This is a genomic window from Rhodopirellula sp. J20-39 (genome assembly GCF_057365095.1).
In genome coordinates, this window is record NZ_CP195123.1 from 4,949,707 (window position 1) to 4,974,843 (window position 25,137).

Genomic DNA, 25,137 nt, shown 5'->3' on the forward strand with positions numbered 1-25,137 from the left:
CGACGAAAAAGTCTGCACGGCAACGAAGTCCGACGGACAACCCAGGGATGGGTGGGCGATCGCATGGAATGTGCGAAGATCCTGTTGCACCGCTAGCGTGCCGCCCGTCCGCACTCCTTATCGCATCTCGCCAGCACGGCCTTTCCCCCTTCCAATGAAATACCTTCAACAGCGAATCGACCTCAGCCAACTTCGTGCCTCCGGGAAATGGGTACTTTTGGCGTGTTTGGTTGGTGTCGCGTCCGGACTTGGCGCGATTGCGTTTCAGTGGTTCAGCCAGGTGGTTTCCCACTATTCGCAAACCCAATTCGCGGGCTACGCACCCAACGAAGCATTGGGTGAACAACCATTGTTTGCCGAGACCGAACTGGTGTTCCTTCCCTGGATGGTCGTCGTTGTGATGATCGTCGGCGGCTTGATCTCCGGCGCAATCACCTATTGCCTTGCACCCGAAGCGGAAGGGCACGGCACCGATGCGGTGATCGACGCCTTCCACAATAAGCGAGGCATAATTCGCGGCCGAGTTCCAATCATCAAAACGATCACTTCTGCGATCACGATTGGAACCGGCGGCTCGGGAGGTCGCGAAGGCCCCATTGCTCAAATTGGTGCCGGGTTCGCTTCCTGGCTTGGAACGGTGGCCAAGCTGTCCTCGCGAGATCGCCGCATTCTGTTGGCTGCAGGAATGGGTGCAGGCGTCGGTGCGATCTTCCGTGCACCGCTAGCCGGTGCCGTATTCGCAGGCGAGATCCTATACAGCGATGCGGACATCGAAGCGGATGTCATCGTGCCGGCCGGGACGGCTTCGGTTGTCGCTTACAGTATCTATTCCCAATCGCTCTCGCCTGAAGTGCGATTCATGCCCCTGTTTGGTGACAGCCTCAATCACGCGTTTGGGTCACCAATCCAATTGTTGCCCTACATCGGACTGGCACTCGCTCTGGGCATGGTAGGAATCTTGTATGTCAGATGTTTCTACGGAACCCAGCAACTGTTTTCGCAGCTACCGATTTTGCCCCACTTCCGCCCCGCCGTCGGCGCTGGCTTAGCTGGCGTGCTCGCCCTCGCCATGCTTTACTACTTCGGGGACGACATGCGAGTCCTCAGCGTTCTGGGTACCGGGTACGGCGGCTTACAAGAAGCCCTCAACGGAGCGGCCGATTTCGGCATTCCACTGTTGTTGGCAATTGTCTTTGGGAAAATCATTACCACCTCGCTGACAATTAGCTCGGGCGGTTCAGGCGGTGTTTTCGGCCCCTCGATGGTGATCGGTGGAAGCCTGGGTGCCGCGGTCGGGCTTGGCTTCCAATCGATTTGGCCGTCGCTGGTACCTTCCGCCGAAGCGTTTGCCGTAGTCGGCATGGCCGGCTTCTTCGCCGGTGTCGGACGGGCTCCGATCTCAACAATCATCATGGTTCGCGCCCTCACGGGCGACTACAGTCTGTTGGTTCCAACCATGCTTGTCACGACGATCACTTTCGTCTTGTGCAGTCGAGCCAAGCTGTATCGCAAACAGGTCCCCAGCCGCTTGGATTCCGCGGCACACCGCGGTGACTTTATCGTCGACGTACTGGAAGGACTTAAAGTCCATGACGTCTTCCACCGCGATCCCAACATGAAGCTGATTCCAGAATCAATGCATCTGGACAAGATTGTGCAGTCGTTGGTCCACACTCGCCAGCATTACTTCCCAGTCGTCGACGCAAACCAAAAGTTAGTCGGGATCTTCACCGACGATGATGTGCGGTCATATCTATTCAGCGATAGCATGGCCACGCTTGTGGTCGCGGGTGACATCATGACCAGTCGATATGCCTGCGTCTTTCCCAGCGACGACCTTAACACTGCGATGAAGCAATTCACTGCACAAAACATCGACGAACTTCCGGTCATTGATCCCAACAACGAAGGCCGCCTACTTGGGATGCTTCGTCGTCGTGAAACGATCTCCGCCTACAACGAACGTTTGATGGAATACAAAACCGAAACGGAATTGGAAGACAACAATCTCGCCGCGGTCTAAAACGTACGGTGTTTACGAAGGAACTTTGCGTTCGATTCAGTGCAGCAACACAACCGCTGCCCCGGCCAAGCACCGCGTACGCATGGCCTGATTCGCCAGCCCGGAACCGGTGCCAGGCTGATAGCCCGACAAGACCCCCACGGATCATCCATCGGCGAATCTTCCATTTCGATGCCAGTGGCTACCAACGGAACGTTATCGTTGACGTCTTAAACCAACCCGATGGGTGAACACTGGCGGCTTCGCTGATGTGAAGCTCGGGCTGAGAGGCGATCTTCAGATAGCCCAAAACGAAGATAGCGAGCACAAGAGTTGGCATTTGGGCGATCCTGAGCCAGCGATCCGACCTCGCCTTCTCCACATGCAACAAATGGCACAACCTGCAATCGGCTGCGTCAGCCCAGCGAAATGCAACCCCTTCATTTGCACTTCTGCTGTGCCGATCCAATTCGGCAAAAAAATCTTCACATGACGGTTTGGCAACGGATTCGACTGTCCGTTGGCCTGTTTAGCATTCGACGAGCTCGATGCATTCCCAACATTCGCAACCAGGTGCATGTAACGGCACGGGCCCTGCTTAAGCGATCCCCGCGGTCTTGCTGGTGCATCGTTTTGTTCACTGGGAACTGACAGGGACTGTTGCGACAGCAGCGTTCGCGTAGCCCTGCTCGCGAGAATCAAGCCCATCACCGCAGCAACCCGCCTGCGATCACGAACCCTTTTCAGTAGCTGGAACCGTGTTCATTCACATCACCACTTTGGTAAGGAACCCCAATATGTTTCGTCCATCCTTTGCACTCTCCCTTGTCACGGCCTTGTTCGCTGTCGATACCGCGGTGCATTCCCAGTCCGAAACCTCTCACACAATCCGATCGAGTTTCCAAGCCATCGAGTCCATCGAGCCTAACGAAGATCAACGGATAGTGATGGACGCACGTCGCGAACTGGGCAACCAACTTCGCAGCCTATAGCCCGATATCGATTCCTATAACTCGTTTCCGCCGCAAGAGGTCGAACCGGGAAACCGGAGTCGGGAAACCGCGCCGGGAAACTGGCATTTGAATCAGTGAGCCTCGGGAGACTGGGTATGTTGCCCCAGCCTAGCCTCCTACCAAGCTTCACCATTGAATTTTCGACGACGCTACCCAAAGAACGTCGAAGACGTCCAAATGCCGCGGTAGCGGATAATCTTGGCTAAGAATGCCGCGCAGCAATATGCACAACGATGTGCGGCCTAGTTCACGTCAAACGCACTCGTTGTCGCATCTGCGAAACCCGATATCAGGTTTGCTCGACGCAACGTGCGTGCGGTTCAGCATGCCGGTTTGCTTGAGTCATCAAATGGCTGCACCGAATAGAACCTGCATTTTTTTTCAAGACTGATCTTGCGGCCAGAATGCTCCAATGGCGATAGCGGGGTTACGTCAAGAAACATGCCCTGAAAAGTTGCTCCAATGCGGCGCCAAAGGGCGGATACCTTTCGCGGCCCATCCGGATCTTCCTCGATGTGTAAACCCAACAACTATCTCATGAAACGTTTCACGTTGATCGCGTTGACGATCGCTGTCCTTTCGATGACCAACGTCAACGAAGCGTCAGCACAAACGACAGAACCCAGTGGCTTCGGTGCGGCCTTCCAAAAGCTGAACCCAGCCAACTGGAAAGTTCCGGCACTGAAGATGCCAAGCTTCCTTGTCCCCCAAGAAGACAAGGACCGAATCGTCGAACGAAAGGACGGCTTGGTCGCGGATATCAAGGGAACAGCAACCCGATCTTGGGAGCGAACCAAAACGACGCTTAACCCAGCACGGCTGAACCCGATGAACCTGTTCGCTGGTGGTGATACCAACACGACCACCGCCGCCAGTGAATCCAAACCTGGCTTCTTCAGCTCGCTGCTATCTCCTCAGCCAACCGAACCGGCTGAACGAGTTGCTTCAGTGAACGACTTCTTAGGGCAAGACCGACCGTAGTCGAAAATCGCTGACAAATCGCGAGATGATAGACAGGCCGAACAATCGCGCCATCCGTCACGAGCATCACTGCGACCGAGGTAAACACGCCTAACCTGTACTCGAAACGAGCACACAGGCACTTTCTGCATTTGAAAAAGCACCCCGACTGGACAAACGGCCAGAATCGTAACCTAGTCTTTCGACAGGATTCAAAAGAATCTGTTTAAGACCGTACCGTTACCCTTCAGCTACCAGTTGTCATGGCATCAGTCGACAGCATATCGCTCGATTCACTTCGCCGCAGCGTCTCTAAAACCGAGGACGTTTGGTTCTTGTCTGGACCAACGGGCCCGAGTGATTCACTGCAGCACACCCCGATTGATCGCCAGCCCTTTGTGGTGGGTCGCCAATCCGGTACGTCGATGAAGCTCCAGTTCCGCACCGTCAGCGGAAACCATGCTGAGCTTCGAGTGATCGATGGTCGACTCGTCATCCAAGACCTCAACAGCACAAACGGCACGTACGTCAACGGAACCCGCATCACCGAAGCGACTGCCGTATCAAACGAAGACTTGATTCACTTCGCGGAAGCTCCGTTCCGGATCCGCCGACAATCGCCAACCGGCATGACCGCCGGCACCATTTCCGAAAATGTTTGCGACCAAGCACTCGCACTGGTTCAGTTTGACCGACTGATGAGCCAGCGATTGGTCCGACCTCACTTCCAACCCATCGTGACACTGAAAGGTGCACGACCGATTGGCTTCGAAATCCTGGGACGCGGTAGCGTGTTTGGACTTGAGTCCGTTGGCGCAATGTTCCAAGCCGCCGAACAACTGAATCTGGAAGTCGAACTCAGCCGACTGCTGCGATGGGAAGGCTTGCGAGTTGGCCGGGAACTTCCCGACCAACCTACCTTGTTCGTCAACACGCACCCCAAAGAAATGGAAGACGGTCACGCGTTGATCGATTCACTTTCGAAAGTGCGATCGATGGCGACGAACACCAAAATCGTTCTTGAGATTCACGAAGCTGCGGTGACCGACCCAGCCTTGATGCGACGCTTGCATGCGTCAATCAAAGACCTCAACATTCAACTCGCCTACGACGACTTCGGCGCCGGTCAAGCTCGACTGGCCGAACTGATTGAAGCTCGACCGGAGTTTGTGAAGTTCGACATCGGACTGATCCGCGGTATCGAAGTCGGCGACACCAACCGCATGCGAATGCTGCAGTCGCTGGTCAACATGGTTCAAGACCTTGAAATCGCGGCACTTGCCGAAGGCATCGAAACGGCCGAAGAAGCGAACGCTTGCTTGGAACTCGGATTCGATCTCGCCCAAGGCTTCTACTACGGACGCCCGGCACCTGCCTGATCCACAAAAAAGCAGTGGACCAGACAACGAGTCCACTAAGCAGAGATGCAAAAGACAAGACGATCTATCCCCGCCGCAAAATCTGCAGGCAGTGGACAAGGCAACGATTCCCTCGCTAATGAGGTCAAATCAAACGGACTCATTGCCTCGTCCACTACCCAGCTTCGAGCGTAAATAACGCTTTAGTTGCTAACGCGTTCGACGTATTCAGCGTTGACGGTATTGATCTTCACAACGTTGCCTTCCTTAATGAAACCTGGGACCAGGAACTCGGCTCCCGTTTCCATCTTGGCTGGCTTGGTGACGTTCGTCGCGGTGTCACCCTTCGTACCCGGAGTCGTTTCGATGACTTCCAGTTCGACGTGCTGTGGCGGCTCGACAATGATCGCGTTTCCGTTGTACAGGGTCATGGAGCATTCCATGCCATCTTTGATGTACTTCCAGATATCGCCAGCGACGTCAGCGGTGACTTCGTATTGCTCGAAGGTCGCACCGTCCATGAATACGTAATCTTCGCCTTGGCGATACAAGAATTGGACGGTGGTCGATTCCACGTCAGCGGACTGCAATGAGTCCCCACCCTTGTAGGTTCGATCCAGACTAGTGCCCCGGATTAGGTTCTTCATCCGGCACTTGTAGAATGCGTTCCCCTTGCCTGGTTTGACGAAATTCATTTCCGTCATCAAATACGGTTCGCCGTCAATTTCGACTTTCAGGCCTTTGCGAAAATCGCTTGTGTTGTACGTTGCCACGGCGGGCTCCACTCCCATACGGAAAAAAATCAGGTTTACTGAGCAATATGCAGTCAGAAAGTTTAGCGACCGACCGCCTTGTTGTCCTGCCCAGGTGCGACAAAGATTTTGACGCCGGAAATCACGACGATTCTCGGTGGCTGGAATCCATGCGGACCGCAATCCGGTCGGCTTCGGAATTGCGTCGAGCACTGAACCTGCCCGCTGTGACGAAAAACTCAGCAGTCCAGCCGGATCCGAACGCCCCTGCTGCCGATGCCGACGCGGTTGAAAATCCGGACAACGATTACGATTTCCCCGTCTTCGTGACCCGCGAATTCCTATCGCGGATGCAACTCGGCGATCCGCACGACCCCCTCCTTCGTCAGGTCATGCCGGTACCCGATGAAGGCCTAGATGTGGACGGGTTTGGGTCTGATCCGGTCGGCGACCTGGGCGCAAACGTGGCCCCAGGAATGCTGCACAAATATCAAGGCAGGGCACTCCTGGTCACCTCCGGAGCCTGCGGTATCCATTGCCGATATTGCTTCCGTCGTGAATTCCCGTACGCGGCCGCCGGCTCACGCAAGGAAGCCTACCAACCGTCGCTCGATTACCTGCAAAGCCATCCCGACATCGAAGAAGTGATCCTGAGCGGCGGTGATCCGCTGACCAGCACGGACGACGCGATCGATCAATTGCTCACCAAGCTCGAAGCGATTCCGCACGTCAAACGCCTTCGAATCCACACCCGGATGCCCATCGTGATCCCTTCGCGAGTCACGGACACATTGCTGACCCGATTGAAACAGTCACGGCTTACGACGTGGGTCGTCGTGCATAGCAATCACGCTGCGGAAATCGACCAGCCGACTCAACATTCATTGGAACGAATGGTCGACGCGGGCATCCCGGTGCTGAACCAATCGGTGCTGTTGCGAGGGGTCAACGATAGCGTTGATGCGTTGGAAGCGTTGTCACGACGCCTGCTGGATTGCCGAGTGACGCCGTATTATTTGCATCAACTCGATCGCGTTTCCGGTGCTTCGCACTTTGAAGTTCCTGTCCAAAGTGGTCGCGAGCTGATCGCCGCGTTAGAATCTCGGTTGCCAGGATTTGCGGTGCCTCGTTACGTCACCGAAATCGCTGGGCGAGAATCAAAAACCCGCTTGTGAATTTCCATTGAACATCGCGTACCTCCGATCCCAAGCCGACCAACACCTCGGTCTGTCCGATCTGTGGCGAGGCATGCGAACGTTAATTGCGACCGGATTCGGACTACGCAACAATCCGGTCCTACAGCGGGAACTGATGGTCAACCTGCGGACCAACCGTGCATTCATCTTGCTCGCCGTTTACCAAGTCTTGCTGGCAGCAGTCACACTGATCGCTTGGCCTAGCGACGAACGATTGGATCTGACCCAGAATCCGCCCTCGGCGAGACGACTGGTCGACCTCTTCTTCTTAGGCCAATACGTGATCGCGTCGCTGATCGCGCCTAGCTTCGCGGCCGGCGCGATCTCGGGTGAAAAAGAGCGACAAACCTACGAGATGCTGCTCGCCAGCCCGCTGCGGCCTGGCGCGATTGTGTTCGGCAAACTAATCGCCGCGCTAACGCACTTGGGTTTGTTGATTGTTGCGTCGCTTCCCATCATCGTGCTGTTTCTTCCGCTCGGTGGCGTCAGCGTGTACGAAGTGGCGGCCGCTTATCTGGGGCTGTTCGTATCTGTGATTCTGTTTGGTTCGATCGGAATTTTTTGCAGCAGTTACTTTTCACGAACGAGCAACTCGCTGGTAGTCAGCTATCTGGTAATTCTACCACTAGTGATCGGCGGCGTTTTACTTTGGCAAATGCTGGCCTTCGACGGGCTGTTTCGATTAAAGGTGATGGTGTTTGTCGTGCCTGCCTTTGCCATCGCATCGGTGATTCTTATGAGCGCGGCGACCGCTAGCCGGATGCTGTACCCGCCGGATGTCGGAAGTGAAGGCAAAGACGTCATTGACTTGGATCAAGAAGCGGCCGAGGCGGTCGGCTTGGTCATTCAGCCGGACCAGTTCCCAGATCGTTTGTTCGCGCCACCGCGACGCGACACGCTAATGGAAGACGGCGCGAACCCCGTTTACGACAAAGAGATTCACGGCGAAATATTCAGCCAAGGCACGCTGATGTTGCGACTGGTGATTCAAATCAGCATCATGCTAGCGATCCCGTTGATGGGCGTTTTGCTGTTTTGGCAAACGCAACTATCGCCGTGGTTTTCGGTTTATGTAATCGTATTCAACATGTTGGTCGGCCCCGTCTTCTTGGCTGGTACGATGACCAACGAACGCGAACGCCAAACGCTCGACTTGTTACTGACGACGACATTGTCACCGTGGAAAATATTCTGGGGCAAATTCGTCGTCGGTTTCCGAGTCGCGTTTGTGCTGACCAGTTTCTTGGTGTGGCCGATGCTGCTGGGCGTGGCCTTGAACCCGGACTTCTATTCAAACTGGGCATTGGTCGCTGGCTTGTTCGCCATTCCCATCATGGTCAGTGTTGTTAACGCGGTTGTGGCTATTACGGCCTCGCTTTACCAATCGCGAACGGTGATGTCGTTGATGACGACCTACATCGTGCTAATTGTACTGTACGCGGTCCCGCCCGGACTTACCGTGCTTGGTCAAACGCTCCAGCTTGGCGACTCGGCCATGCGGTGGATCAATGCGGTTGGCCTTACCAGCCCTTTCCGAGCGTTGTTTTCGCTGCCCATGAATACGGCGATCCTGCGAGTCGAAGAAACCGAGGCGTCCTTTGCTGGCCAACCATGGCTGGTGATTGGTTATCTTGTATGTAGCCTGACGATCGTGGTGATCGCCGCCGGATTGATTTCCCTTCGACTCAAACGGCTTGGCACGCACTCTGAATAAACCCGCATCCCCAACAACATGCACTCTTAAGAAACAAAGAACTTGTTGTACCGAATTCCCAGGAGACAAACCGATACAGCATCGCTTGATTCATCGCACCGGTTAGCCATCTGTCTCTTCGAAGGAGGCCCTCATGAACTCGACGCCTTTTATCTCGATCGCACTTTTCGTGCTTGCGGCCTTCTTCGGCGCGATCGGGCAGTTCTTCTATAAATCGGGAACGGACGCTGCCGCCGGCGACCTGGTTAGCTACCTGCTGAACTGGCGGATTTTGGTGGGAGTCGTTTGCTACATCGCAGTCATGGTTCTATTCGTGGCCGCCTTTCGGCATGGCGGCTCACTGACCGTCTTATATCCCATCTATGCCAGTACCTTCATTTGGGCCGCGGTCATCGGACGCTGGGCTTACGCGACGCCGATCCTGCCGATTCACGTCGCCGGATGGGCACTGTTGATTGGCGGGATGTTCTTGATGGGATGGCAATCCGACGATCCTTCAACACCAGACGTGCTGGCAGTGAAAGGATCGTCCCAAGAACAGTCGATCAAAACGGCTGAACTGACCGCAGGGGGCCCAACCGATGAGTGATGCGCCCAAATTCGAGGCACAGCAACCCGAGCCACAGCAACCCGAAGATCGACGCCCGCTGAAAACTCGTTCGTGGCGAGTCTTCCAAGCGACCGCGGCTTGGCTTGCTGAATCGGGAGTTTCGCCGAACGCGATTTCCGTCGGCAGTATTCTGTTTGCGTTTCTGGGTGCATTCGGATTTTGGATCACGCAAACGGGCGATAGCGAGCTCACCTATCGCTTGGGATGGCTAATCGCGGTGACCGGAATGCAGATGCGATTGATCGCAAACCTGCTCGATGGCATGGTCGCCGTCGAGGGCGGACGAGCGTCGGCAACCGGCCCTCTTTTCAACGAAGTACCGGACCGGATTAGCGATCCCATATTGTTGATTGCCGCCGGTTACGCTGCGACTGGCGATCCGCTTGCAGGCTGGGCCGCGACCGCCTGCGCACTGTTGGTCGCCTACGTTCGTGCGATCGGAGCGAGCGTTGGTGCGGGCCAGCTTTTCATGGGGCCGATGGCGAAGCAACAACGAATGGCCTTGCTAACGCTCGTCAGCGTTTTCGCACTGTTCGCCCCTCAAGCTTGGACCCGGATTAGTTGGGACGGGACTTCTGTTGGCGTGATGCAACTTGCTTTGTGGCTTATCGTCATCGGTGGAATCATCACAGCGGTTCGCCGACTGCTCGCGATCGCGAGTATCTTGCGACTTCAAGCATCGAATGCGCATGCGTCCTCGACAGCAAACGCACCCGCGGAAAACGAGGACGCCCAATGACCGATCACCTGACCCTGGAAGTGCGGCACGTTCTGTTGGGTGTGTTTGCGGCTTTGGTAGTCGCAAGTGTCGTTTCAATTGGCTTAATGAAAGCCAAGCCCGGCAAAGACTGGCGTGAACTGCGTGCTAGAATCCGAACTTGGTGGGTCATCGCTGGCCTGGTCGCGGGAAGCTTGTTGCTATCGCCAACCTCGGCGATCTGGTTCTTTGCGTTCGTCAGTTTTCTGTCACTGAAGGAATTCTTTTCACTGATTCCGTCGCGACGCGCCGATCGGCGAGTGATGTTTTGGGCCTATGCGGCAATCCCGCTTCAGTATTACTGGATTGCCAGCAACTGGTATGGCATGTTCATCATCTTCATACCGATCTATTTGTTCTTGTTCCTGCCAACCCGGATGATCTTGATTGGCGAAACGAAAGGGTTCTTGCAAGCAATTGCGACGGTGCAGTGGGGTGTGATCGGAACTACGTTCTTCCTTTCACACGCGGCCTATCTGCTTGTGCTGAATGTCGCTGAGACACCGCGTGTTCAACCGGTCTGGGCCCATGACGCGATGGCATCCTCCCCCGGGCCGGGACTTCTGCTGCTTTTGCTGGTGCTGACGCAAAGTAACGACGTCGCGCAATTCCTCTGGGGAAAGACGCTCGGTAAACGCAAGATTGCACCGACCGTTAGCCCAGGAAAAACGTGGGGCGGTTTTCTAGGCGGCTTAGCGTCCACGGTGGTACTGAGCATCTTCCTGGCGCCGTACTTGACCATGCTGGACACCACTCGCGCCGCAATCGCTGGAACCATTATCGCGGTCACTGGATTGCTTGGCGATCTGAATATCTCCGCATTCAAACGCGACCTCGGCGTGAAAGACGCTGGCGCGACGTTGCCCGGCCATGGAGGTGTGCTGGATCGCATCGACAGCCTGATCTTCACGGCCCCCGTCTTCTTCCATTTTGTGTGGTACTGCTATGGATGATGAATTCATTAACAAGACCATCGTCAAAGGCCCACATAAGATCCTTCGATATCTGTTCTTCTTGGTGTTCGTTCGTCCTTTGATGTTGATCATCATGGGAATCAACGCCCGCAACACCGATCGACTGCCTGAGACAGGCCCTGCGGTCGTGGTCGCTAATCATAACAGCCACCTCGATACACTCGCGGTGATCACCTTACTTGGCATGCATCGCTTGCATCTCGTGCGTCCGGTCGCGGCAGCAGACTATTTCTTAAAAACAAAATGGCGAGCTTGGTTTTCGATTCGCATCCTCGGAATCATACCCCTGAACCGCACTCCTCAACATCGAGACGCGACACCCACCCAAAATTCGAACGAGCGAACCCATCCGTTGGCGCCAATCGAAGCGGCGCTGGATGCGAACGAGATCGTACTGTTGTTTCCCGAAGGCACACGCGGAAAACCTGAAAAGACAGAACCTTTGCAACCCGGCATTGCGCACTTAGCCAAACGTCGCAACAACGTGCCATTAACACCGGTGTTTATTCACGGATTAGGGAAAGCACTGCCGCGAGGCGAAGGATTACTTGTGCCGTTCATCTGTGACATTTATGTCGGCGATGCGGTACACTGGTCCGGCGATAAGAAAACGCTGATGCATGATTTGCAAACCGCGATGGATTTGCTCGAACAAGAAGCGTATCGACCCGAGTTCACCTGCTAGCGGTCATGGAGATCGGTGTCTACATCAATTCCGCTAGTATCTTCCACACGCGGGTATTAACGTCTTTTTTGAACGCTTTACAGGCATGTCATTCTATCGGCGTTGACAACCATGCGGTTGTGAAACTAGCCTTCACTTCGCACTGATATTCAAGTTTTAAAGCTCTTCGTCGTGGCAAGTTATTTGCCCTCCGAGACGCTGTGAAATATTTGTTGACTCGCATTCGAGGCTTCCAATGAGTGGTTCTTCTTCACGCCGTTGGTCATTGGGAAATAGTTCGCATGCTGAGCATTCACAAGACGTCCAAACGGTAGGAGACCCACCTCTTCAGCCGCCGAGCCACGCCGTGCCAAGTCAGGCACTGGGACAAACTCAAGGAGTTCAGTTTTTAACTCCGATTCATTACCAACACGGCTACCAATATCCGTTGCTCGTTTGGTTGCACTCCGCCGGCCACAACGAACGGCAAGTCGAAAAAGTGCTTCCGCATATCAGTACCCGCAATTACGTCAGCGTGGGAGTCCGCGCAACCAAAGCGACCGATGTCCGAGGTTGCGGATTCGACTGGACGAACAGCCGCAATGGTGTCGCGAAAGCTTGTCAAAACGTCCTGGCCGCGATTGAACTTGCCGCCGAGACCTATTCCATCCATCCTGAAAGAGTGATTCTTGCCGGCTTTGGTTCCGGCGCGACGATGGCATGCCGCGTGGCGATGCAATATCCCGAGTGTTTCGCTGGCGTTGTGCGCATGTCCGGTCAATTCCCCACCGCCCACGGCGCGGTGGGCGACGGAATCATCGAAAACTTCAAGGCTCTTCGCGAACGTCAGATGCCAATGCTCTGGCAACAGGCAATTAACGGCGTCGACGACGACCCAGTACAGCTACAACAGGACATCACTTCGGCCCAAAATATTCGGGCCCAGGTCGAGATTCGCCAATACCGCGATGACGATGTGATGAATACGGTCGCATTAAAGGACATTGACCGCTGGTGTTTTGATAAGATCTTCTCGCCTCAACCAGCGGAAGAGTCGACGAGCCTAAATCTGATTCGTGGTTCGAATCTGAAGATGGTTGATTTTTCATCGAATTAGCCGCCTGGACCCTCCCACCTCGCCGACCGATGCTATGAACGCTCCCGCCAACCCACCTTCCGATTCTTCGGCCCCCCCGGCTTCTGGCCAGAAAATTCTTGTCGTCGACGATGATCCAGAGATTGTCGAGACGGTTTCCTACGCTCTGGAATCCGCTGGCTACCAAGTTGTGATCGCTCGCGACGGCAACCAAGGCCTAGCCTTGGCGGAAAAAGAAAGCCCGCAGTTGATGATTTTGGACATGATGATGCCCAAACGTAGCGGCTTCCTGGTTCTCGAAAAACTTCGCCGCGAAATTGAGCTGCCAATCCCTGTCATCATGATCACAGGCAACGAAGGCAGCCGGCACCAAGCGTACGCCGAGCTTCTAGGCGTCAACGAATACATTCGTAAGCCTTTCGCTATCGAGCGTCTGCTCGAAGCCGTCGCACGGTTACTCGCCAAACCCGAAGAAACGGCGTAACATTTCGGTCAAGCACGGCACGCCGTCGTCTAACCTCGCGAACCCGAGAGACACGAAGCGACTCCCATTGGCTCGGAGCAATCGCTTCGTCGACGGGCGCGTCTAGTTATTTGGGCGGGTGCCCTGCCATCGCTGGACTGTTCTTTACGCTCACTTCCCATTCCGCTCATGACTCAATCCGCTGCCACCGCCTCGCAAACCAAAGCGACGGCATTCCAAAACGATCCTCGAGTGGCGGAGGCCAAGCGTCTGATTGCGGAGGCATTGGCGGAGCACACTGGATCCATCAACGACGTCGCCCAATCCGATCCGGCGCTAAAAGATGCTTACCAGAAATCCATCGACGACTACACCGCCGCACGAGGCGGTGCACCCTTATGGCCGTATTTCGCATCGGGCTTAGGCAACGGTCCTTATGTTGAGCTCGCCGACGGAAGTGTGAAGCTTGACTTCATCGGCGGCATTGGCGTGCATGGCTGCGGGCATTCGCACCCGGCCATCATCGAAGCTGGCATCGACGCCGCGATTGAAGACACCGTCATGCAAGGCAACCTGCAACAAAACATACCGAGCGTTGAGATGTTAAGCCGGTTGATTGAACTGGCCAGTCAAACCGGCGCACCGTTGGAACACGGCCTGCTATCTACCAGCGGAGCGATGGCGAACGAAAACGCGTTGAAGCTGGCCTTTCACCACAACCAACCTGCGAACCGAATCATCGCGTTCGATAACGCATTCGCTGGACGCTCGATCGCGTTGGCCGCGTTAACGGATCGCCCCGCGTATCGAAACGGGATTCCGTTAGCAATCCAGGTGGACTACTTGCCGTTCCTGGATCCTCAAGATCCTGCGGGATCCACCGCAAGGGCCGTCAGCAAACTAAAACAGCTCCTTGCACGCCACCCCGGCAAGTACGCTGCTTTCTGGGCCGAACCCGTCGCAGGTGAAGGCGGCTACTACGCGGGCAGCCATGACTTCTTCGCAGCCTTATGTGCACCGCTGCGTGAAGCAGGCGTTTCAATCGTGTTTGATGAAGTGCAATCGTTCTCACGCACAACCCAACCGTTTGCTTTCCAGCACTATGGTTTGGAGGAATTCGCCGACATCGTCACGGTTGGCAAGATTACCCAGGTATGCGCAACGCTGTACCGTAAAGACTTCCATCCTACGGCGCCGATCTTAAGCCAAACGTTCACAGGCTCTTCATCGGCGATTCAAACCGGCTTGGAAACACTTCGTCAGTTGGACGCTGCGAATTGCTTTGGCAAAAACGGAGCCAACGCCACTCGTCACGCCTACTTCGTCGAACAACTTCAAGGCCTCGCCAAAAAGCATCCTGGCTTAATCAGCGGACCTTATGGTGAAGGCATGATGATCGGGTTCACACCCGGAGACGGATCGCTGGATCAAGCGAAGCTGCTGATGAATATCCTTTACGACCTTGGTCTGCTGGGCTTCCTTTGCGGAGCCGCACCGGTGCGTTTGCGATTCCTACCTCCACCAGCAATCACAACGCACGCACACATTGACGCTGCGGTTGCTTTGCTCGACGCAGGCTTAACTCAGTTCGCGACCAAACGGTCTTAAGTGAATCGACGAGCCGCTTACTTTGCCGGAAGCTTATGCGATGCGGGCATGACAGGATTGCTCGCCGTTTGAGCTTCCGCATAGGCCGGGCTGGCAATGGCGGTCGGCGAAACGGTTCCCGGGCTCAGCGCCGAAGCCGGTACGACAGCGGATTCCTGCATCACTGAAGCCGCTAACATGTAGCCAACCTGCGGATCGCAAACCGCATATCGTTCGGCCACGTTGCCTGTCACGCGTTTCGGCAATCGGAACATGGCACCAGTCGCGCCATCGATCACAGCCCCCAGGCCTCCGCCGACGACCAAGTTGCCTGCAATCCAGGGATCGAAACCGGCCTTCAATTCATGTCGCTGGCTGGTCGACTCGGAACCGGCCATGACAACCGTGTATTTCGAAGGCCAAAACGGATACGACTTGGCATCCAGCGTTACCTGCTTAGGTGTGACGCCCTGTTCGATGACCTGTTGCTTTCGGTCATAAACAGCGAAGCAAGTCGGTCCGGGCACATTATCGATCGTGACCGCGTACTGGCGATCGCTGACAATCGTTGCACAACCGGAACAAAAGAAGACAGCAACCGCCGAAAGCAGGCCCATCATTCGAATCGGATTCATCTCCAGCCTCTTGCTCAGGTGATTCGTAGGGTTCCAGTGCCTGATCGCGATTGGAGTAACGCCGCGGCACCATCTCAACAGGCTGCCCCTCTCGATAGACTGGCTCCCGTCGCCGGAAGTATCGGCATAATCGCACCCCCCGGATCACCAAAACTGGCCAGACACCGTCGGTGGGCATCAAGACCGTTGGTGGGCATCGCGGAAGGACTCGGCTAGGATTGGGCGAAGACGGGCAATACCAATTGACCGGGGAAGCGAAACAGCGACCTCAGATGTTAAGCGGCACCCGAACAGGGTTACCGGCGAGTTGACACCATTGCTCAGGGTGTCAATACGATGCCTCGTTCCCAAGTCTACTCATCGGCCACCTCGACTCATCTTTTGCAAGGACTCGCATGAACACTGCCGAACACCAACGCCTCTCACAAGACGAAGCTCGCGAAGTCAACTGGAAGCGTTGGGGACCGTATTTGTCCGAGCGGCAGTGGGGCACGGTCCGCGAAGACTACTCCGAAGGCGGACATTCGTGGAGCGATTTCCCGCATGAACACGCCCGCAGCCGCGCCTATCGCTGGGGCGAGGACGGCTTGCTCGGTTTCACCGACCGCCAATGCCGGTTGTGTTTCAGTGTCGCGTTGTGGAACGGCAACGACACGATCTTAAAGGAACGGCTATTCGGACTTACCGGCCCCGAAGGGAACCACGGCGAGGACGTTAAAGAGCTTTACTATTATCTCGACAGCACGCCAACGCATTCATTCGCCAAGGCGATGTATCGCTACCCACACGCCCGGTATCCCTACCGCGAATTGGTCAAGACGAACGCACAGCGCGGATTGTTGGACCGTGAATACGAATTGCTCGACACCGGCATCCTGGACGAGAATCGCTTTTTCGATGTCACGGCGAACTACATCAAGGCCAACGCAAATGACCTGTTGATCGAAATCGAGGTGACAAACCAGGGTCCCGACGCGCACGAAATCACCGTTCTACCGACGCTTTGGTTTCGCAACACATGGGTTTGGGGTTGCCGACATGAAGGCTGCACTGCAAAGCCGCTGATCCAAAAGGTGGACGATCCAGCGTCGCCCGATGCCCACATCGTTCATACCCGGCACGACACGCTCGAACCGTTTCGATGCCAGTTCGAACAGCAACCGGGAAGCGAGTTGTTGTTCACCGAAAATGAATCGAACATGCAAGAGTTGTTCGGTGGCGAGAATTTTTCGCCATACACCAAGGATGCGTTTCATCGTTACGTGATCCAAAACGAAACCGAGGCGGTGAACCCTAAGCCGCACGGCACGAAAGTCGCCGCGTTGTATCGCTGGAAACTTCAGCCCGGTGAAACCCGCAAAGTCCGTTTGCGATTAACCGACGTCGAAACGTTGGGCGAAAGCCAGCCTGACTTGGGTAGCGACTTTGATCGTGTTGCCAAACAACGCGCCGCCGAAGCCGATTCGTTTTATGACAGCGTGATCCCTCAAGCCGTATCGGATCAACAACGTTTGGTTTCTCGCCAGGCGTATGCGGGGCTGATGTGGACGAAGCAATTCTATCACTACATTGTTGCCGACTGGCTCGACGGCGACCAAGACGTGATGACGCCGCCGGCTTCACGGCACGAAGGACGCAACAAAGATTGGCGGCACTTGTATGCTCGCGATGTCTTGTCGATGCCCGACAAATGGGAATACCCATGGTTCGCCGCATGGGACTTAGCGTTCCATATGATCCCGGCAGCGCGGATTGATCCTGCGTTTGCGAAGAAGCAACTGATGGTGCTGCTACGCGAGTGGTACATGCACCCCAACGGTCAACTACCGGCTTACGAGTTCTACTTCGACGACGTTAACCCACCGGTTCACGCGTGGGCATGCTTGCGCGTGTTCCAAATGGAAAAAGAAACCGGCAAGTGCGACTACAAATTTCTCGCTCAAGCATTCCAGCGGTTGCTGCTGAATTTCACTTGGTGGGTAAACCAAGTCGATGGCAACGGTGACAATGTGTTCGCTGGTGGCTTCCTCGGGCTCGATAACATCGGTGTGTTCGATCGCAGCAAAGGGCTTCCTGACGGAGCTGAACTGGAACAGGCCGACGGTACCGCATGGATGGCGTTCTACAGCGGCACGATGATGTCGATGGCACTCGAACTGGCGCGGCACGATCGATCTTATTCCGACATGGCGTCGAAATTCCTCGACCACTTCATTCGCATCGTCGACGCGATGAATCACGGCGACAGCGGTGGATTGTGGGACGAAGAAGACGGCTTCTACTATGACCAATTGAAGATCGACGGCGAGAAACGACCAATGAAGGTCAAGTCGCTGGTGGGGCTGCTGCCGCTGATTGCCGTTGAAATTCTCGACGAAGATCTGCTCGATGACTTGCCTGGATTCCGAAACCGGCTGGACTGGTTCCTGAACAATCGGCACGACTTGGTCAAAAACATTACGTTTTGCAAGACGACCAGTCGCCACAAGCGGATGCTGATTTCGATTCCATCGGAAGATCGCTTGCGCCGAGTATTGTCGGTGCTGTTGGACGAAAAAGAGTTTCTATCGGATTATGGAATTCGTTCTCTATCCAAGGACCATGAAGCGAACCCGTTTGAAATTTCTGTGCGTGGCGTTGACCACACGGTGGCATACGTCCCTGGCGAATCGGACAGTTTCATGTTCGGTGGGAACAGCAATTGGCGAGGCCCGATCTGGTTCCCAACCAGCTACCTGTTGATCGAAGCGGTTCAGCGCTATCACGAGTTCTATGGCGACGAGTTTCAAATCGAATGCCCAACAGGTTCGGGCAACATGATGAACTTGCGTGAGGTCGCCGACGAACTGAACCGACGACTATCAAACATCTTTCTGTACACCGACAAGGACGGTTCGCGACCGTGCCTACGTGGCAGTGGGATGAACAACGATGACAACTTGTGGCAAGATCAAGTGCTGTTCTACGAGTACTTCAACGGAGACACCGGCGAAGGCCTCGGCGCGAGTCATCAAACCGGATGGACGGCATTGATTGCAACTTGCATCGAACAATTGCACGGTAAAATTACTGAAGGCGGAATCGATCCGGAATAGCCTCAATCGCAACGCGCATTGCGATAGACGGGCGACTCTACAAGTCTACAACCGCAACAAACTGCGAAGTTGAAAGAACCGTGTCGCCCGCTAAATGTGATACAGCGTGCTCGCTTCTTTTGCACAACTAAATTGCCGCGGCGATCTCAAGTGTTCGCGGAACGTCGGCAAGTGGAAAGAAGTGGTCTCCGTTAACCATCTGAAGCTCAAACGGCCCGGTTGTTTTGTCCTTCCAATCAAGCATCCGCTCTCGTGTCGTCGCTTGATCAGCGGTACCGGCTAGTGCCAAGATGGGAACGTCCAAGACCACTTCGGCATCGTCCTTATAGGATTCCAATAATTGGAAATCATGACGGACGGTTGGTAAGAACAACTGCATCGCCTCGGCGTTTTCGCGAAGCGATTTTGGTACGCCGCCGTAGCGTTGATCGAGTTGCTCGGCAAAGTCACGATCGGGTAAATGGACGATCGAATTCTTGCTGCTCAACCGACTCGGGGCGGACATGGCCATCACCACGACCCCAGCCACTTTCCGGTCAAATTGGGCGGATAGTTTCCGCGCCACCAAATACGCCAACAGTCCACCGAAGCTGTGCCCCACTAAGACTGGCGGATCGGCGTCCGGCGGAATTGACTCGGCAAGCGATGTGACTAGCGAATCGAGCGTGTCCGGGCGAGGATCGGCAAACCGGCTTTCTCGGCCGGGCAAAGCGGCTGCCCACAGATTGACGACAGGCGGAAATCGCAAGCAAGCTCGAATCAGCGGCGCCGTCCCCCCCCCCGCGTGCGGAAACCAAATCAGGTTCCGGCGACCGGGCTGGAAGGCTCCGATTGTCCGAAACCATTTCTCGGAGGCATCTCGAGGTGGGGCGGGCGACGGTTTTTGGGGCGTAGTCATACGCGTAAATTGCTTTTAATAGGGCAGCACGGCGATTTTCCCCATGATTATTGGTTGGAATGGCGATGCCGTGACGATATTTCGGTTTTTTCGACTAACCTTCTCTGATTGCCCGAACGAGCCCTTCAATCAGGCTAACAAGCCCCAGATTGGCTGGAGTCCGCCATGATGCGGTCGTTCACCTTTTCAGCCAACCGGGTGGGTCTTATGTTAGTAGTAACGGAATATACGAGTCGTTGAGTCCGCAAATCAATTTGATTTTCGACTCGAGCTTGCAAGCCTGGATGGCAGAAGATTTTTTCACCTATGCCATTGCCCTGATTTGCATCTCTGAACTCGCATATGCTTCGTAAATCTGACCAAGCCGAACCATCCACTTGCAAGTGGATTTCGCTGGCCCATGTGCTGCAGGATCGTGCGACGGCACACCCTGACCGTCCAGCACTGACTTTCTTAAGCGATGACGGTAACGAAGAAACACTGACCTATGCGGGATTGAACAACCGAGTCACCGAACTTGCTACGCGTTTGACCCAAAACGCCTCCCTCCACCTTCGTCCAGGCGACCGGGCCCTATTGCTGTTTCCACCCGGCTTGGAATTCATGGTGGCATTTTTGGCGTGCCAGTACATCCGTGTCGTTCCAGTACCAACTTGCTTCCCCAAGCCGGGGCGGGCGATGCCTCGATTGGATTCCGCCGCGACGGATTGTCGGCCGAAGCTGCTTTTGGGTGATGCTGAAACGATTAACGGCATCGATTTAAAACGACTCAACGCCGACGTCGCTGCCGCCACTTTCGTGGCTACCGATGCGACTCGGCCGGATGACCATCGCCGTGATATCCAAGGCACCCACTCCCACGACTGGACCCCTGGTTCAGCCAACGCCATTGAATGGGAAGAGGCACTCGACCAGATCGATGCTGACGATCTTGGACTTTTGCAATACACCAGCGGATCGACCAGCCAACCCAAAGGCGTGATGGTCTCGCACTCTAACTTGATCTCCAATTTGGAAGCCATTCGCATGGCGTTTGGATTGGATTGGTCCGAAGATAGCGGTGACCAATACTCACGTGGCGTTTTCTGGCTGCCCCCGTTCCATGACATGGGCCTGATCGGTGGCATCCTTGAAGCGGTTTACATCGGCGGTCACACCGTGCTGATGTCGCCACGATCGTTCCTGTCGCGGCCGATGCGATGGCTCGAAACGATTTCCAAGATGAAAGCGTCAATCAGTGGTGCTCCCAACTTTGCCTATCAACTCTGCGTTGATCGAATTGAATCGGACCAAGCCGCATCGCTCGATTTAAGCGATTGGAGTGTTGCGTTTTGTGGCGCTGAGCCGATTTCGGCGGAAACCCTAAAACGATTCTCTCAACACTTTGCCTCATCGGGATTCAATGAAGGATCGTTCACACCTTGCTACGGTTTAGCTGAATCAACGCTGCTTGCAGCCAGTGGACACGGCACGTCGGAATTACCCGTCTTGCGAGTGGACCGTGACGATTTGCTGGTCGGTACCGTTACGCCGCTGGAAGCGGATTCCGATTCGCCAGCTCGCCAAATTGTTGCTTGCGGCCAACCGGGCTACGACATGACGATCGAGATTGTCGACCCTGACAGCCGAACACTGCGTTCGTCGTTAGAGGTTGGCGAGATTTGGCTCCAAGGCACCTCGGTTGCCGGTGGGTACTACCAACGTCCGGAAGTGAACGCAGAACAATTCCAAGCCAAGATTGCCGGGGAAGAATCACGCGGCGAATTCTTGCGTACTGGCGACCTGGGCTTTGTCCACGAAGGACAGCTTTACGTCACCGGTCGGTGCAAGGACGTCATTATCCTGCGAGGCCGAAACCACTATCCACAAGACATCGAAGCGACCGTCGCTAGTGAGCTAGGCAGCGACTATTTTCAGTCAGTAGCCGTGGCCACACCTGGCCCGCACGGCGACACCCTGACGTTGGTGATCGAAGTCAATCGGCACATGGAATCCGACGCGATGCCGGAGGCGGTACGCCGAATCCGTCGTCAATTAATTGACGAGCACGAAGTCGATGCCCGCCAAGTCCTCCTGACTCGGCCGGGTACGATTCCACTGACGACCAGTGGAAAGGTTCAGCGACAAGCGTGCCGGCAACTGGTTGAGTCGAACCAAATTACCTCGCGTTATCAGTGGAGCCGAGCGTTGGCGACCGACGATAGCGTGGCGGCTTCGTTGCCACTGCTGCCGCAACGCGAAGACGGCCAATCACTCGATGACGCAGCCGCCCAAATCGAAGCTTGGCTGTTAGCTTGGTTGGTCGCCCGTGGCGGGATTGATAAGAACGAAGTCTCCAACGAAACTCCGTTCGCCGACTATGGCCTCGATTCGCTCGCCGCCGTCGAACTGAGCAGCGAACTGGAAGATTGGCTGGGCGTTGAACTGACACCCGTGCTGGCGTGGAACTATCCCACACCAGCTCGACTGGCGATCTTCCTGGCACAAGAGTTAATCGGCGTAACCGACGAAGTCGAAGAAGAAGCCTTCGATGAAGAAGATGATTTCGAAAAGCTGTTAGCTGAAATCGAAAACATGCCGGAAGAATAAGCATGCTGCTTATCCGAAAGAGCAGCAAGCGAGTGCTCTTTCTTAAGTTACGGCCTTCACTTGATAGCTCCGATCGCCGCGACGCAGACTTAGCTGGCCGCGATCCGCTTACGATACAGCACCAAGTTCGCGACAACGGCAATCGCTAAAACCGAGCCCAACCAACCGTGCAGGTCGATCATCTCACGCTGCGTGCCGGTCGCTGCGATGGGCAACATGCAGATGAACATGCTGCCAATCGTTAGGAAGCCAAACACCACCATGGTCCAAAACGCGATCGGCTCTAACGACGATCCCAGACGCGTGCCCAACGATTCGCCCCAACGTAAGACCGTGTACATCGGCAACGTGACCACAACGACACCGCTCGCCATCATATGAATGATGAGGCGGTCACCGCCCAAATGCCCATCGAACCACGTCGGTAGCGAAGTCACGACCAACACCACGACGGCGACTAGCAGAGCAAGAAAACAAACGAGTTGTAGGATACGTCGCACTATCGGCTCCGATCGTTGTTAGAAGACTGAGTATGGTTGACCAGCGAAAGGACTTTTGTTGCCATTCCGACCAAGATCATGACCGCAAGCGAAATGAGCGATAGCGTGGTCAATATTTTGAAGTTGGATCGACCTGCGAACAGCTCATTCCAAACCTGTCGATCGATGTCATCGATTCCCTGCAGCGAGGCCATCGTGATCGGCCCAGTCACCACCGGCGCTGGCCCTGCCGCGGTCACGGTCGATGCGAAGATCACACCGTCGTCGGCATGACACTCCAGACATCCCGTCGCCCCCAACGACCAACCTGCGGGACGAACGTTGTGGGCCATCGGCCAACGCACCATGTCAATCTTGTCGGGGTTAGATACAGAGATCTCTTTCAGTTCTTCTTCGTTTTCGCCTTTGGCAAACACTTTGCCGGTCGAAACATAGACCGCCTGATCGACGCCCAACTCTTTTTCAATCGCCACCAAACCGGCGTAGACCTTTTCGTCAAAGAGAGTTTTCTTCTTCTCGTCTTCCAGCGTGGGTTTGGTGATCTCGGCGATGAAACCTCGCCGGACTCGTAACGCTCGCCGCGTTGCGGTGTAAACATCTTCCGGCGGCAACGGCACCACTTCGCCATCTTGGATCTTGCCCCAAAACGCGGGCCACATTCCTCGAGCGACCGTTGTTCGGGATTTCAAAGCGTGGTCAGACGCTTCCTCGCCCTCGTTCGAATCTGATCCGCCAGCATGCGGTGCCCCCGCCATTTCGGACAACGGCACGAAGAGCGGACCGCGAATTGACGGCATTTCTTCGCCAGTGCGGTGACCCTTGGAACCGAGCCCATGCGACAGCGATGTCATCATCCCGCTGGCGGTCGCCCCAGGAATCGGACCACTGTGGCAAGCCGTACACGCCAACTTTTCAAAGTGAATCGGTGGCAAGCCGTCGTGACGCGGTAGTGGCGATCCCATTCTTCCTGGACGGTTGACGATGTCCTTCAGGGCCACCGAAGCTTCTGCGGCGTCCTCATCTAAGTAGAAATCGGTCCCCAAATGACAACCGGCGCAGCTAAGGGTCGTCATCGCTGGACCGGTAGATCGAACCTCACCTTCGAACCCACGAACGATGTGGTGTTCGATGCCGTTGCGGTGACAATCCGTGCAATTCATTCCCGCGCGGATGTGCACGTCTTGGTCATGAACCCACCGCAGATCAATTCCCGCTGACTGCCCCGATTCGTTGATCGATACCGTGCGTTGACTGTGGCACTGATAACACGCATTGTTTTCAACCTGGCGTACCAGGTCCATGAACACTGTGCCGTCGGATTGAAAGCGAGACGGGTTGTAAGTGACCTTCGGCAGTTTCGCCTGCACTTTTTCATCTTCCGGATCGCTGCCGGTCTTCAGCCGTGATACCGAACCGTCGATGTTTCCCAATCGCAGTGCAGCAGTCGGAGCCCAAGCGAAGTTCTCGTCTTCGATAGTCTCCCTGCGCAATTCAAAGTCATAGGCACCTGAGACAGCGTGACAGACCATGCAATCGACTTCCAGATCACCGGTCAGCTTCCATCGAGACGCCAAGTCATCACTTTCGGGGTCGGCTTCGGTCCCGTCTGGAATCGCAAGCGAACGGGCGTCTTCAAGACCGGTCGAACCACCAGGGGTGCGGGCACCGAAGTGGCGGGTCATCGAAAACGGATCGATCCCGATCTCGTCAGGATTGAACAGGTCCGGCCAATCTCGATAGCTCAGCGGCAATTGGGTCCCGGTCCGCTCATCGGTCCAGATCCATGGTTCACCCTGGCGACCATCATTAGGGTGACTGGCGTGACCACTCGAATCGTCATCGGCGACCTGGTCATCCACATTCTGCGAGGTTCCGAGTGCGTAGCTACGAAATGCGTTGAAGTGCCAACCGTGCGAAATGGTTTCGTAATCATGGCATCGTCCGCATGTCTTCAGTGGCGAGTAAGGCGTCGTCGAGTCTGCTGTAATCTTGCGGTTGTTGGCGTCGTACAGATCGATGTGGTGCAGATAGCGTTTGTTACTATCGGAATGCGCGAACTGTCGGCCTCCGCCAGCGGCCTGGGCGTCGGCCGATAACGCAGCCAATACGACGAACCCCGTTAGCGTGACTATTCCGCCCAATCGCCTAGCGGCAGTTGGCAGCTTGAAATCTTGATTGTCTCTTGCAAACCGCTGTTTCATCGCGAGCCAGTCATCCGAGGAACCGAACCGTAAATCGTGAAAGTGAACGGGGTAGGATAAAGTGGTTGCGGCA

At 55.4% G+C, this 25,137-nt stretch carries 21 protein-coding genes; 15 read left to right on the forward strand and 6 right to left on the reverse strand.

The features are described from left to right. Nucleotides 1-154: 154 nt before the first annotated feature. Nucleotides 155-2,023: a chloride channel protein gene (locus ACR3ZL_RS17875; protein ID WP_473651753.1), complete on the forward strand. Its 1,869-nt coding sequence runs from the start codon at nucleotides 155-157 to the stop codon at nucleotides 2,021-2,023. A gap of 181 nt (nucleotides 2,024-2,204) precedes the next feature. Here the strand turns inward: ACR3ZL_RS17875 and ACR3ZL_RS17880 are convergent, their stop codons facing one another. Further along, the gene (locus tag ACR3ZL_RS17880; protein ID WP_473651752.1) at nucleotides 2,205-2,342 is read right to left on the reverse strand and encodes a hypothetical protein; all 138 of its coding nucleotides are present in this window, start codon (nucleotides 2,340-2,342) and stop codon (nucleotides 2,205-2,207) included. A 457-nt stretch (nucleotides 2,343-2,799) separates the two neighbouring features. Here ACR3ZL_RS17880 and ACR3ZL_RS17885 point away from each other — a divergent pair, with 457 nt between their 5' ends. From ACR3ZL_RS17885 to ACR3ZL_RS17895, 3 genes are all read left to right on the forward strand, one after another. After that, entirely contained in the window at nucleotides 2,800-2,994 is a 195-nt protein-coding gene (locus tag ACR3ZL_RS17885) for a hypothetical protein (RefSeq protein WP_473651751.1), read from the forward strand. Between the two features lie 558 nt (nucleotides 2,995-3,552). After that, complete coding sequence (locus ACR3ZL_RS17890) at nucleotides 3,553-3,996, forward strand: hypothetical protein (RefSeq protein ID WP_473651750.1); 444 nt, start codon at nucleotides 3,553-3,555, stop codon at nucleotides 3,994-3,996. Nucleotides 3,997-4,238: 242 nt separating this feature from the next. Beyond that, nucleotides 4,239-5,354 (forward strand): EAL domain-containing protein, encoded by a 1,116-nt coding sequence (locus ACR3ZL_RS17895; protein WP_473651749.1) that lies wholly within the window; start codon nucleotides 4,239-4,241, stop codon nucleotides 5,352-5,354. Between the two features lie 182 nt (nucleotides 5,355-5,536). Here the strand turns inward: ACR3ZL_RS17895 and efp are convergent, their stop codons facing one another. Then, a complete protein-coding gene (efp, locus tag ACR3ZL_RS17900; RefSeq protein ID WP_473651748.1) occupies nucleotides 5,537-6,124 on the reverse strand; it encodes an elongation factor P in 588 nt (195 codons plus the stop codon). A 29-nt stretch (nucleotides 6,125-6,153) separates the two neighbouring features. Here efp and epmB point away from each other — a divergent pair, with 29 nt between their 5' ends. The 9 genes from epmB (at nucleotide 6,154) to ACR3ZL_RS17945 (ending at nucleotide 15,167) form a co-directional block, all read left to right on the forward strand. Next, nucleotides 6,154-7,260 carry an EF-P beta-lysylation protein EpmB gene (epmB, locus tag ACR3ZL_RS17905; RefSeq protein ID WP_473651747.1) on the forward strand — a complete coding sequence of 369 codons (1,107 nt, stop codon included), beginning with the start codon at nucleotides 6,154-6,156 and terminating at the stop codon, nucleotides 7,258-7,260. 73 nt (nucleotides 7,261-7,333) lie between these two features. After that, the gene (locus tag ACR3ZL_RS17910) at nucleotides 7,334-8,995 is read left to right on the forward strand and encodes an ABC transporter permease (RefSeq protein WP_473653525.1); all 1,662 of its coding nucleotides are present in this window, start codon (nucleotides 7,334-7,336) and stop codon (nucleotides 8,993-8,995) included. 133 nt (nucleotides 8,996-9,128) lie between these two features. Further along, nucleotides 9,129-9,584, forward strand: coding sequence for a hypothetical protein (locus tag ACR3ZL_RS17915; RefSeq protein ID WP_473651746.1), 456 nt, complete (start codon nucleotides 9,129-9,131; stop codon nucleotides 9,582-9,584). Beyond that, nucleotides 9,577-10,344, forward strand: a complete 768-nt coding sequence (locus ACR3ZL_RS17920; RefSeq protein ID WP_473651745.1) for a CDP-alcohol phosphatidyltransferase family protein — start codon at nucleotides 9,577-9,579, stop codon at nucleotides 10,342-10,344. Before ACR3ZL_RS17915 ends, ACR3ZL_RS17920 begins: the two co-directional genes overlap by 8 nt. Further along, nucleotides 10,341-11,315, forward strand: coding sequence for a phosphatidate cytidylyltransferase (locus tag ACR3ZL_RS17925; protein WP_473651744.1), 975 nt, complete (start codon nucleotides 10,341-10,343; stop codon nucleotides 11,313-11,315). The genes ACR3ZL_RS17920 and ACR3ZL_RS17925 overlap by 4 nt, the downstream gene beginning before the upstream one ends. Further along, on the forward strand, nucleotides 11,308-12,021 hold the full coding sequence (locus ACR3ZL_RS17930) for a lysophospholipid acyltransferase family protein (RefSeq protein WP_473651743.1): 714 nt from the start codon (nucleotides 11,308-11,310) through the stop codon (nucleotides 12,019-12,021). The genes ACR3ZL_RS17925 and ACR3ZL_RS17930 overlap by 8 nt, the downstream gene beginning before the upstream one ends. A 235-nt stretch (nucleotides 12,022-12,256) precedes the next feature. After that, nucleotides 12,257-13,117, forward strand: a complete 861-nt coding sequence (locus tag ACR3ZL_RS17935; protein WP_473651742.1) for an alpha/beta hydrolase — start codon at nucleotides 12,257-12,259, stop codon at nucleotides 13,115-13,117. 34 nt (nucleotides 13,118-13,151) lie between these two features. Continuing rightward, nucleotides 13,152-13,580 carry a response regulator gene (locus tag ACR3ZL_RS17940; protein WP_473651741.1) on the forward strand — a complete coding sequence of 143 codons (429 nt, stop codon included), beginning with the start codon at nucleotides 13,152-13,154 and terminating at the stop codon, nucleotides 13,578-13,580. A 168-nt stretch (nucleotides 13,581-13,748) separates the two neighbouring features. Further along, entirely contained in the window at nucleotides 13,749-15,167 is a 1,419-nt protein-coding gene (locus ACR3ZL_RS17945; RefSeq protein ID WP_473651740.1) for an aminotransferase class III-fold pyridoxal phosphate-dependent enzyme, read from the forward strand. A gap of 17 nt (nucleotides 15,168-15,184) precedes the next feature. Here the strand turns inward: ACR3ZL_RS17945 and ACR3ZL_RS17950 are convergent, their stop codons facing one another. Beyond that, the gene (locus ACR3ZL_RS17950; protein ID WP_473651739.1) at nucleotides 15,185-15,781 is read right to left on the reverse strand and encodes a hypothetical protein; all 597 of its coding nucleotides are present in this window, start codon (nucleotides 15,779-15,781) and stop codon (nucleotides 15,185-15,187) included. Nucleotides 15,782-16,176: 395 nt separating this feature from the next. Here ACR3ZL_RS17950 and ACR3ZL_RS17955 point away from each other — a divergent pair, with 395 nt between their 5' ends. Beyond that, complete coding sequence (locus ACR3ZL_RS17955; protein ID WP_486172843.1) at nucleotides 16,177-18,876, forward strand: MGH1-like glycoside hydrolase domain-containing protein; 2,700 nt, start codon at nucleotides 16,177-16,179, stop codon at nucleotides 18,874-18,876. A gap of 127 nt (nucleotides 18,877-19,003) precedes the next feature. Here the strand turns inward: ACR3ZL_RS17955 and ACR3ZL_RS17960 are convergent, their stop codons facing one another. Then, on the reverse strand, nucleotides 19,004-19,774 hold the full coding sequence (locus ACR3ZL_RS17960; protein WP_486172844.1) for a thioesterase II family protein: 771 nt from the start codon (nucleotides 19,772-19,774) through the stop codon (nucleotides 19,004-19,006). 342 nt (nucleotides 19,775-20,116) lie between these two features. Between ACR3ZL_RS17960 and ACR3ZL_RS17965 the strand changes: the two genes are divergently transcribed. Beyond that, a complete protein-coding gene (locus ACR3ZL_RS17965; RefSeq protein WP_486172845.1) occupies nucleotides 20,117-22,363 on the forward strand; it encodes an AMP-binding protein in 2,247 nt (748 codons plus the stop codon). An 89-nt stretch (nucleotides 22,364-22,452) separates the two neighbouring features. Here ACR3ZL_RS17965 and ACR3ZL_RS17970 read toward each other — a convergent pair whose 3' ends face one another. Both ACR3ZL_RS17970 and ACR3ZL_RS17975 read right to left on the reverse strand, forming a co-directional pair. Then, the gene (locus tag ACR3ZL_RS17970) at nucleotides 22,453-22,863 is read right to left on the reverse strand and encodes a hypothetical protein (RefSeq protein ID WP_473651735.1); all 411 of its coding nucleotides are present in this window, start codon (nucleotides 22,861-22,863) and stop codon (nucleotides 22,453-22,455) included. After that, the gene (locus ACR3ZL_RS17975; RefSeq protein ID WP_473651734.1) at nucleotides 22,863-25,064 is read right to left on the reverse strand and encodes a hypothetical protein; all 2,202 of its coding nucleotides are present in this window, start codon (nucleotides 25,062-25,064) and stop codon (nucleotides 22,863-22,865) included. The genes ACR3ZL_RS17970 and ACR3ZL_RS17975 overlap by 1 nt, the downstream gene beginning before the upstream one ends. Nucleotides 25,065-25,137: the final 73 nt, after the last annotated feature.

Bases quoted from the DNA above. Each gene is read 5' to 3' on its own strand.
- ACR3ZL_RS17925 (WP_473651744.1), top strand. From the start codon at position 10,341: ATGACCGATCACCTGACCCTGGAAGTGCGGCACGTTCTGTTGGGTGTG.
- ACR3ZL_RS17965 (WP_486172845.1), top strand. From the start codon at position 20,117: ATGCTTCGTAAATCTGACCAAGCCGAACCATCCACTTGCAAGTGGATT.
- ACR3ZL_RS17945 (WP_473651740.1), top strand. From the start codon at position 13,749: ATGACTCAATCCGCTGCCACCGCCTCGCAAACCAAAGCGACGGCATTC.
- ACR3ZL_RS17915 (WP_473651746.1), top strand. From the start codon at position 9,129: ATGAACTCGACGCCTTTTATCTCGATCGCACTTTTCGTGCTTGCGGCC.
- ACR3ZL_RS17975 (WP_473651734.1), bottom strand. From the start codon at position 25,064: ATGAAACAGCGGTTTGCAAGAGACAATCAAGATTTCAAGCTGCCAACT.
- ACR3ZL_RS17930 (WP_473651743.1), top strand. From the start codon at position 11,308: ATGGATGATGAATTCATTAACAAGACCATCGTCAAAGGCCCACATAAG.
- ACR3ZL_RS17940 (WP_473651741.1), top strand. From the start codon at position 13,152: ATGAACGCTCCCGCCAACCCACCTTCCGATTCTTCGGCCCCCCCGGCT.
- ACR3ZL_RS17885 (WP_473651751.1), top strand. From the start codon at position 2,800: ATGTTTCGTCCATCCTTTGCACTCTCCCTTGTCACGGCCTTGTTCGCT.
- ACR3ZL_RS17910 (WP_473653525.1), top strand. From the start codon at position 7,334: ATGCGAACGTTAATTGCGACCGGATTCGGACTACGCAACAATCCGGTC.
- ACR3ZL_RS17935 (WP_473651742.1), top strand. From the start codon at position 12,257: ATGAGTGGTTCTTCTTCACGCCGTTGGTCATTGGGAAATAGTTCGCAT.
- ACR3ZL_RS17875 (WP_473651753.1), top strand. From the start codon at position 155: ATGAAATACCTTCAACAGCGAATCGACCTCAGCCAACTTCGTGCCTCC.
- ACR3ZL_RS17880 (WP_473651752.1), bottom strand. From the start codon at position 2,342: ATGCCAACTCTTGTGCTCGCTATCTTCGTTTTGGGCTATCTGAAGATC.
- ACR3ZL_RS17920 (WP_473651745.1), top strand. From the start codon at position 9,577: ATGAGTGATGCGCCCAAATTCGAGGCACAGCAACCCGAGCCACAGCAA.
- epmB (WP_473651747.1), top strand. From the start codon at position 6,154: ATGCAGTCAGAAAGTTTAGCGACCGACCGCCTTGTTGTCCTGCCCAGG.
- ACR3ZL_RS17890 (WP_473651750.1), top strand. From the start codon at position 3,553: ATGAAACGTTTCACGTTGATCGCGTTGACGATCGCTGTCCTTTCGATG.
- efp (WP_473651748.1), bottom strand. From the start codon at position 6,124: ATGGGAGTGGAGCCCGCCGTGGCAACGTACAACACAAGCGATTTTCGC.
- ACR3ZL_RS17960 (WP_486172844.1), bottom strand. From the start codon at position 19,774: ATGACTACGCCCCAAAAACCGTCGCCCGCCCCACCTCGAGATGCCTCC.
- ACR3ZL_RS17895 (WP_473651749.1), top strand. From the start codon at position 4,239: ATGGCATCAGTCGACAGCATATCGCTCGATTCACTTCGCCGCAGCGTC.
- ACR3ZL_RS17955 (WP_486172843.1), top strand. From the start codon at position 16,177: ATGAACACTGCCGAACACCAACGCCTCTCACAAGACGAAGCTCGCGAA.
- ACR3ZL_RS17950 (WP_473651739.1), bottom strand. From the start codon at position 15,781: ATGAATCCGATTCGAATGATGGGCCTGCTTTCGGCGGTTGCTGTCTTC.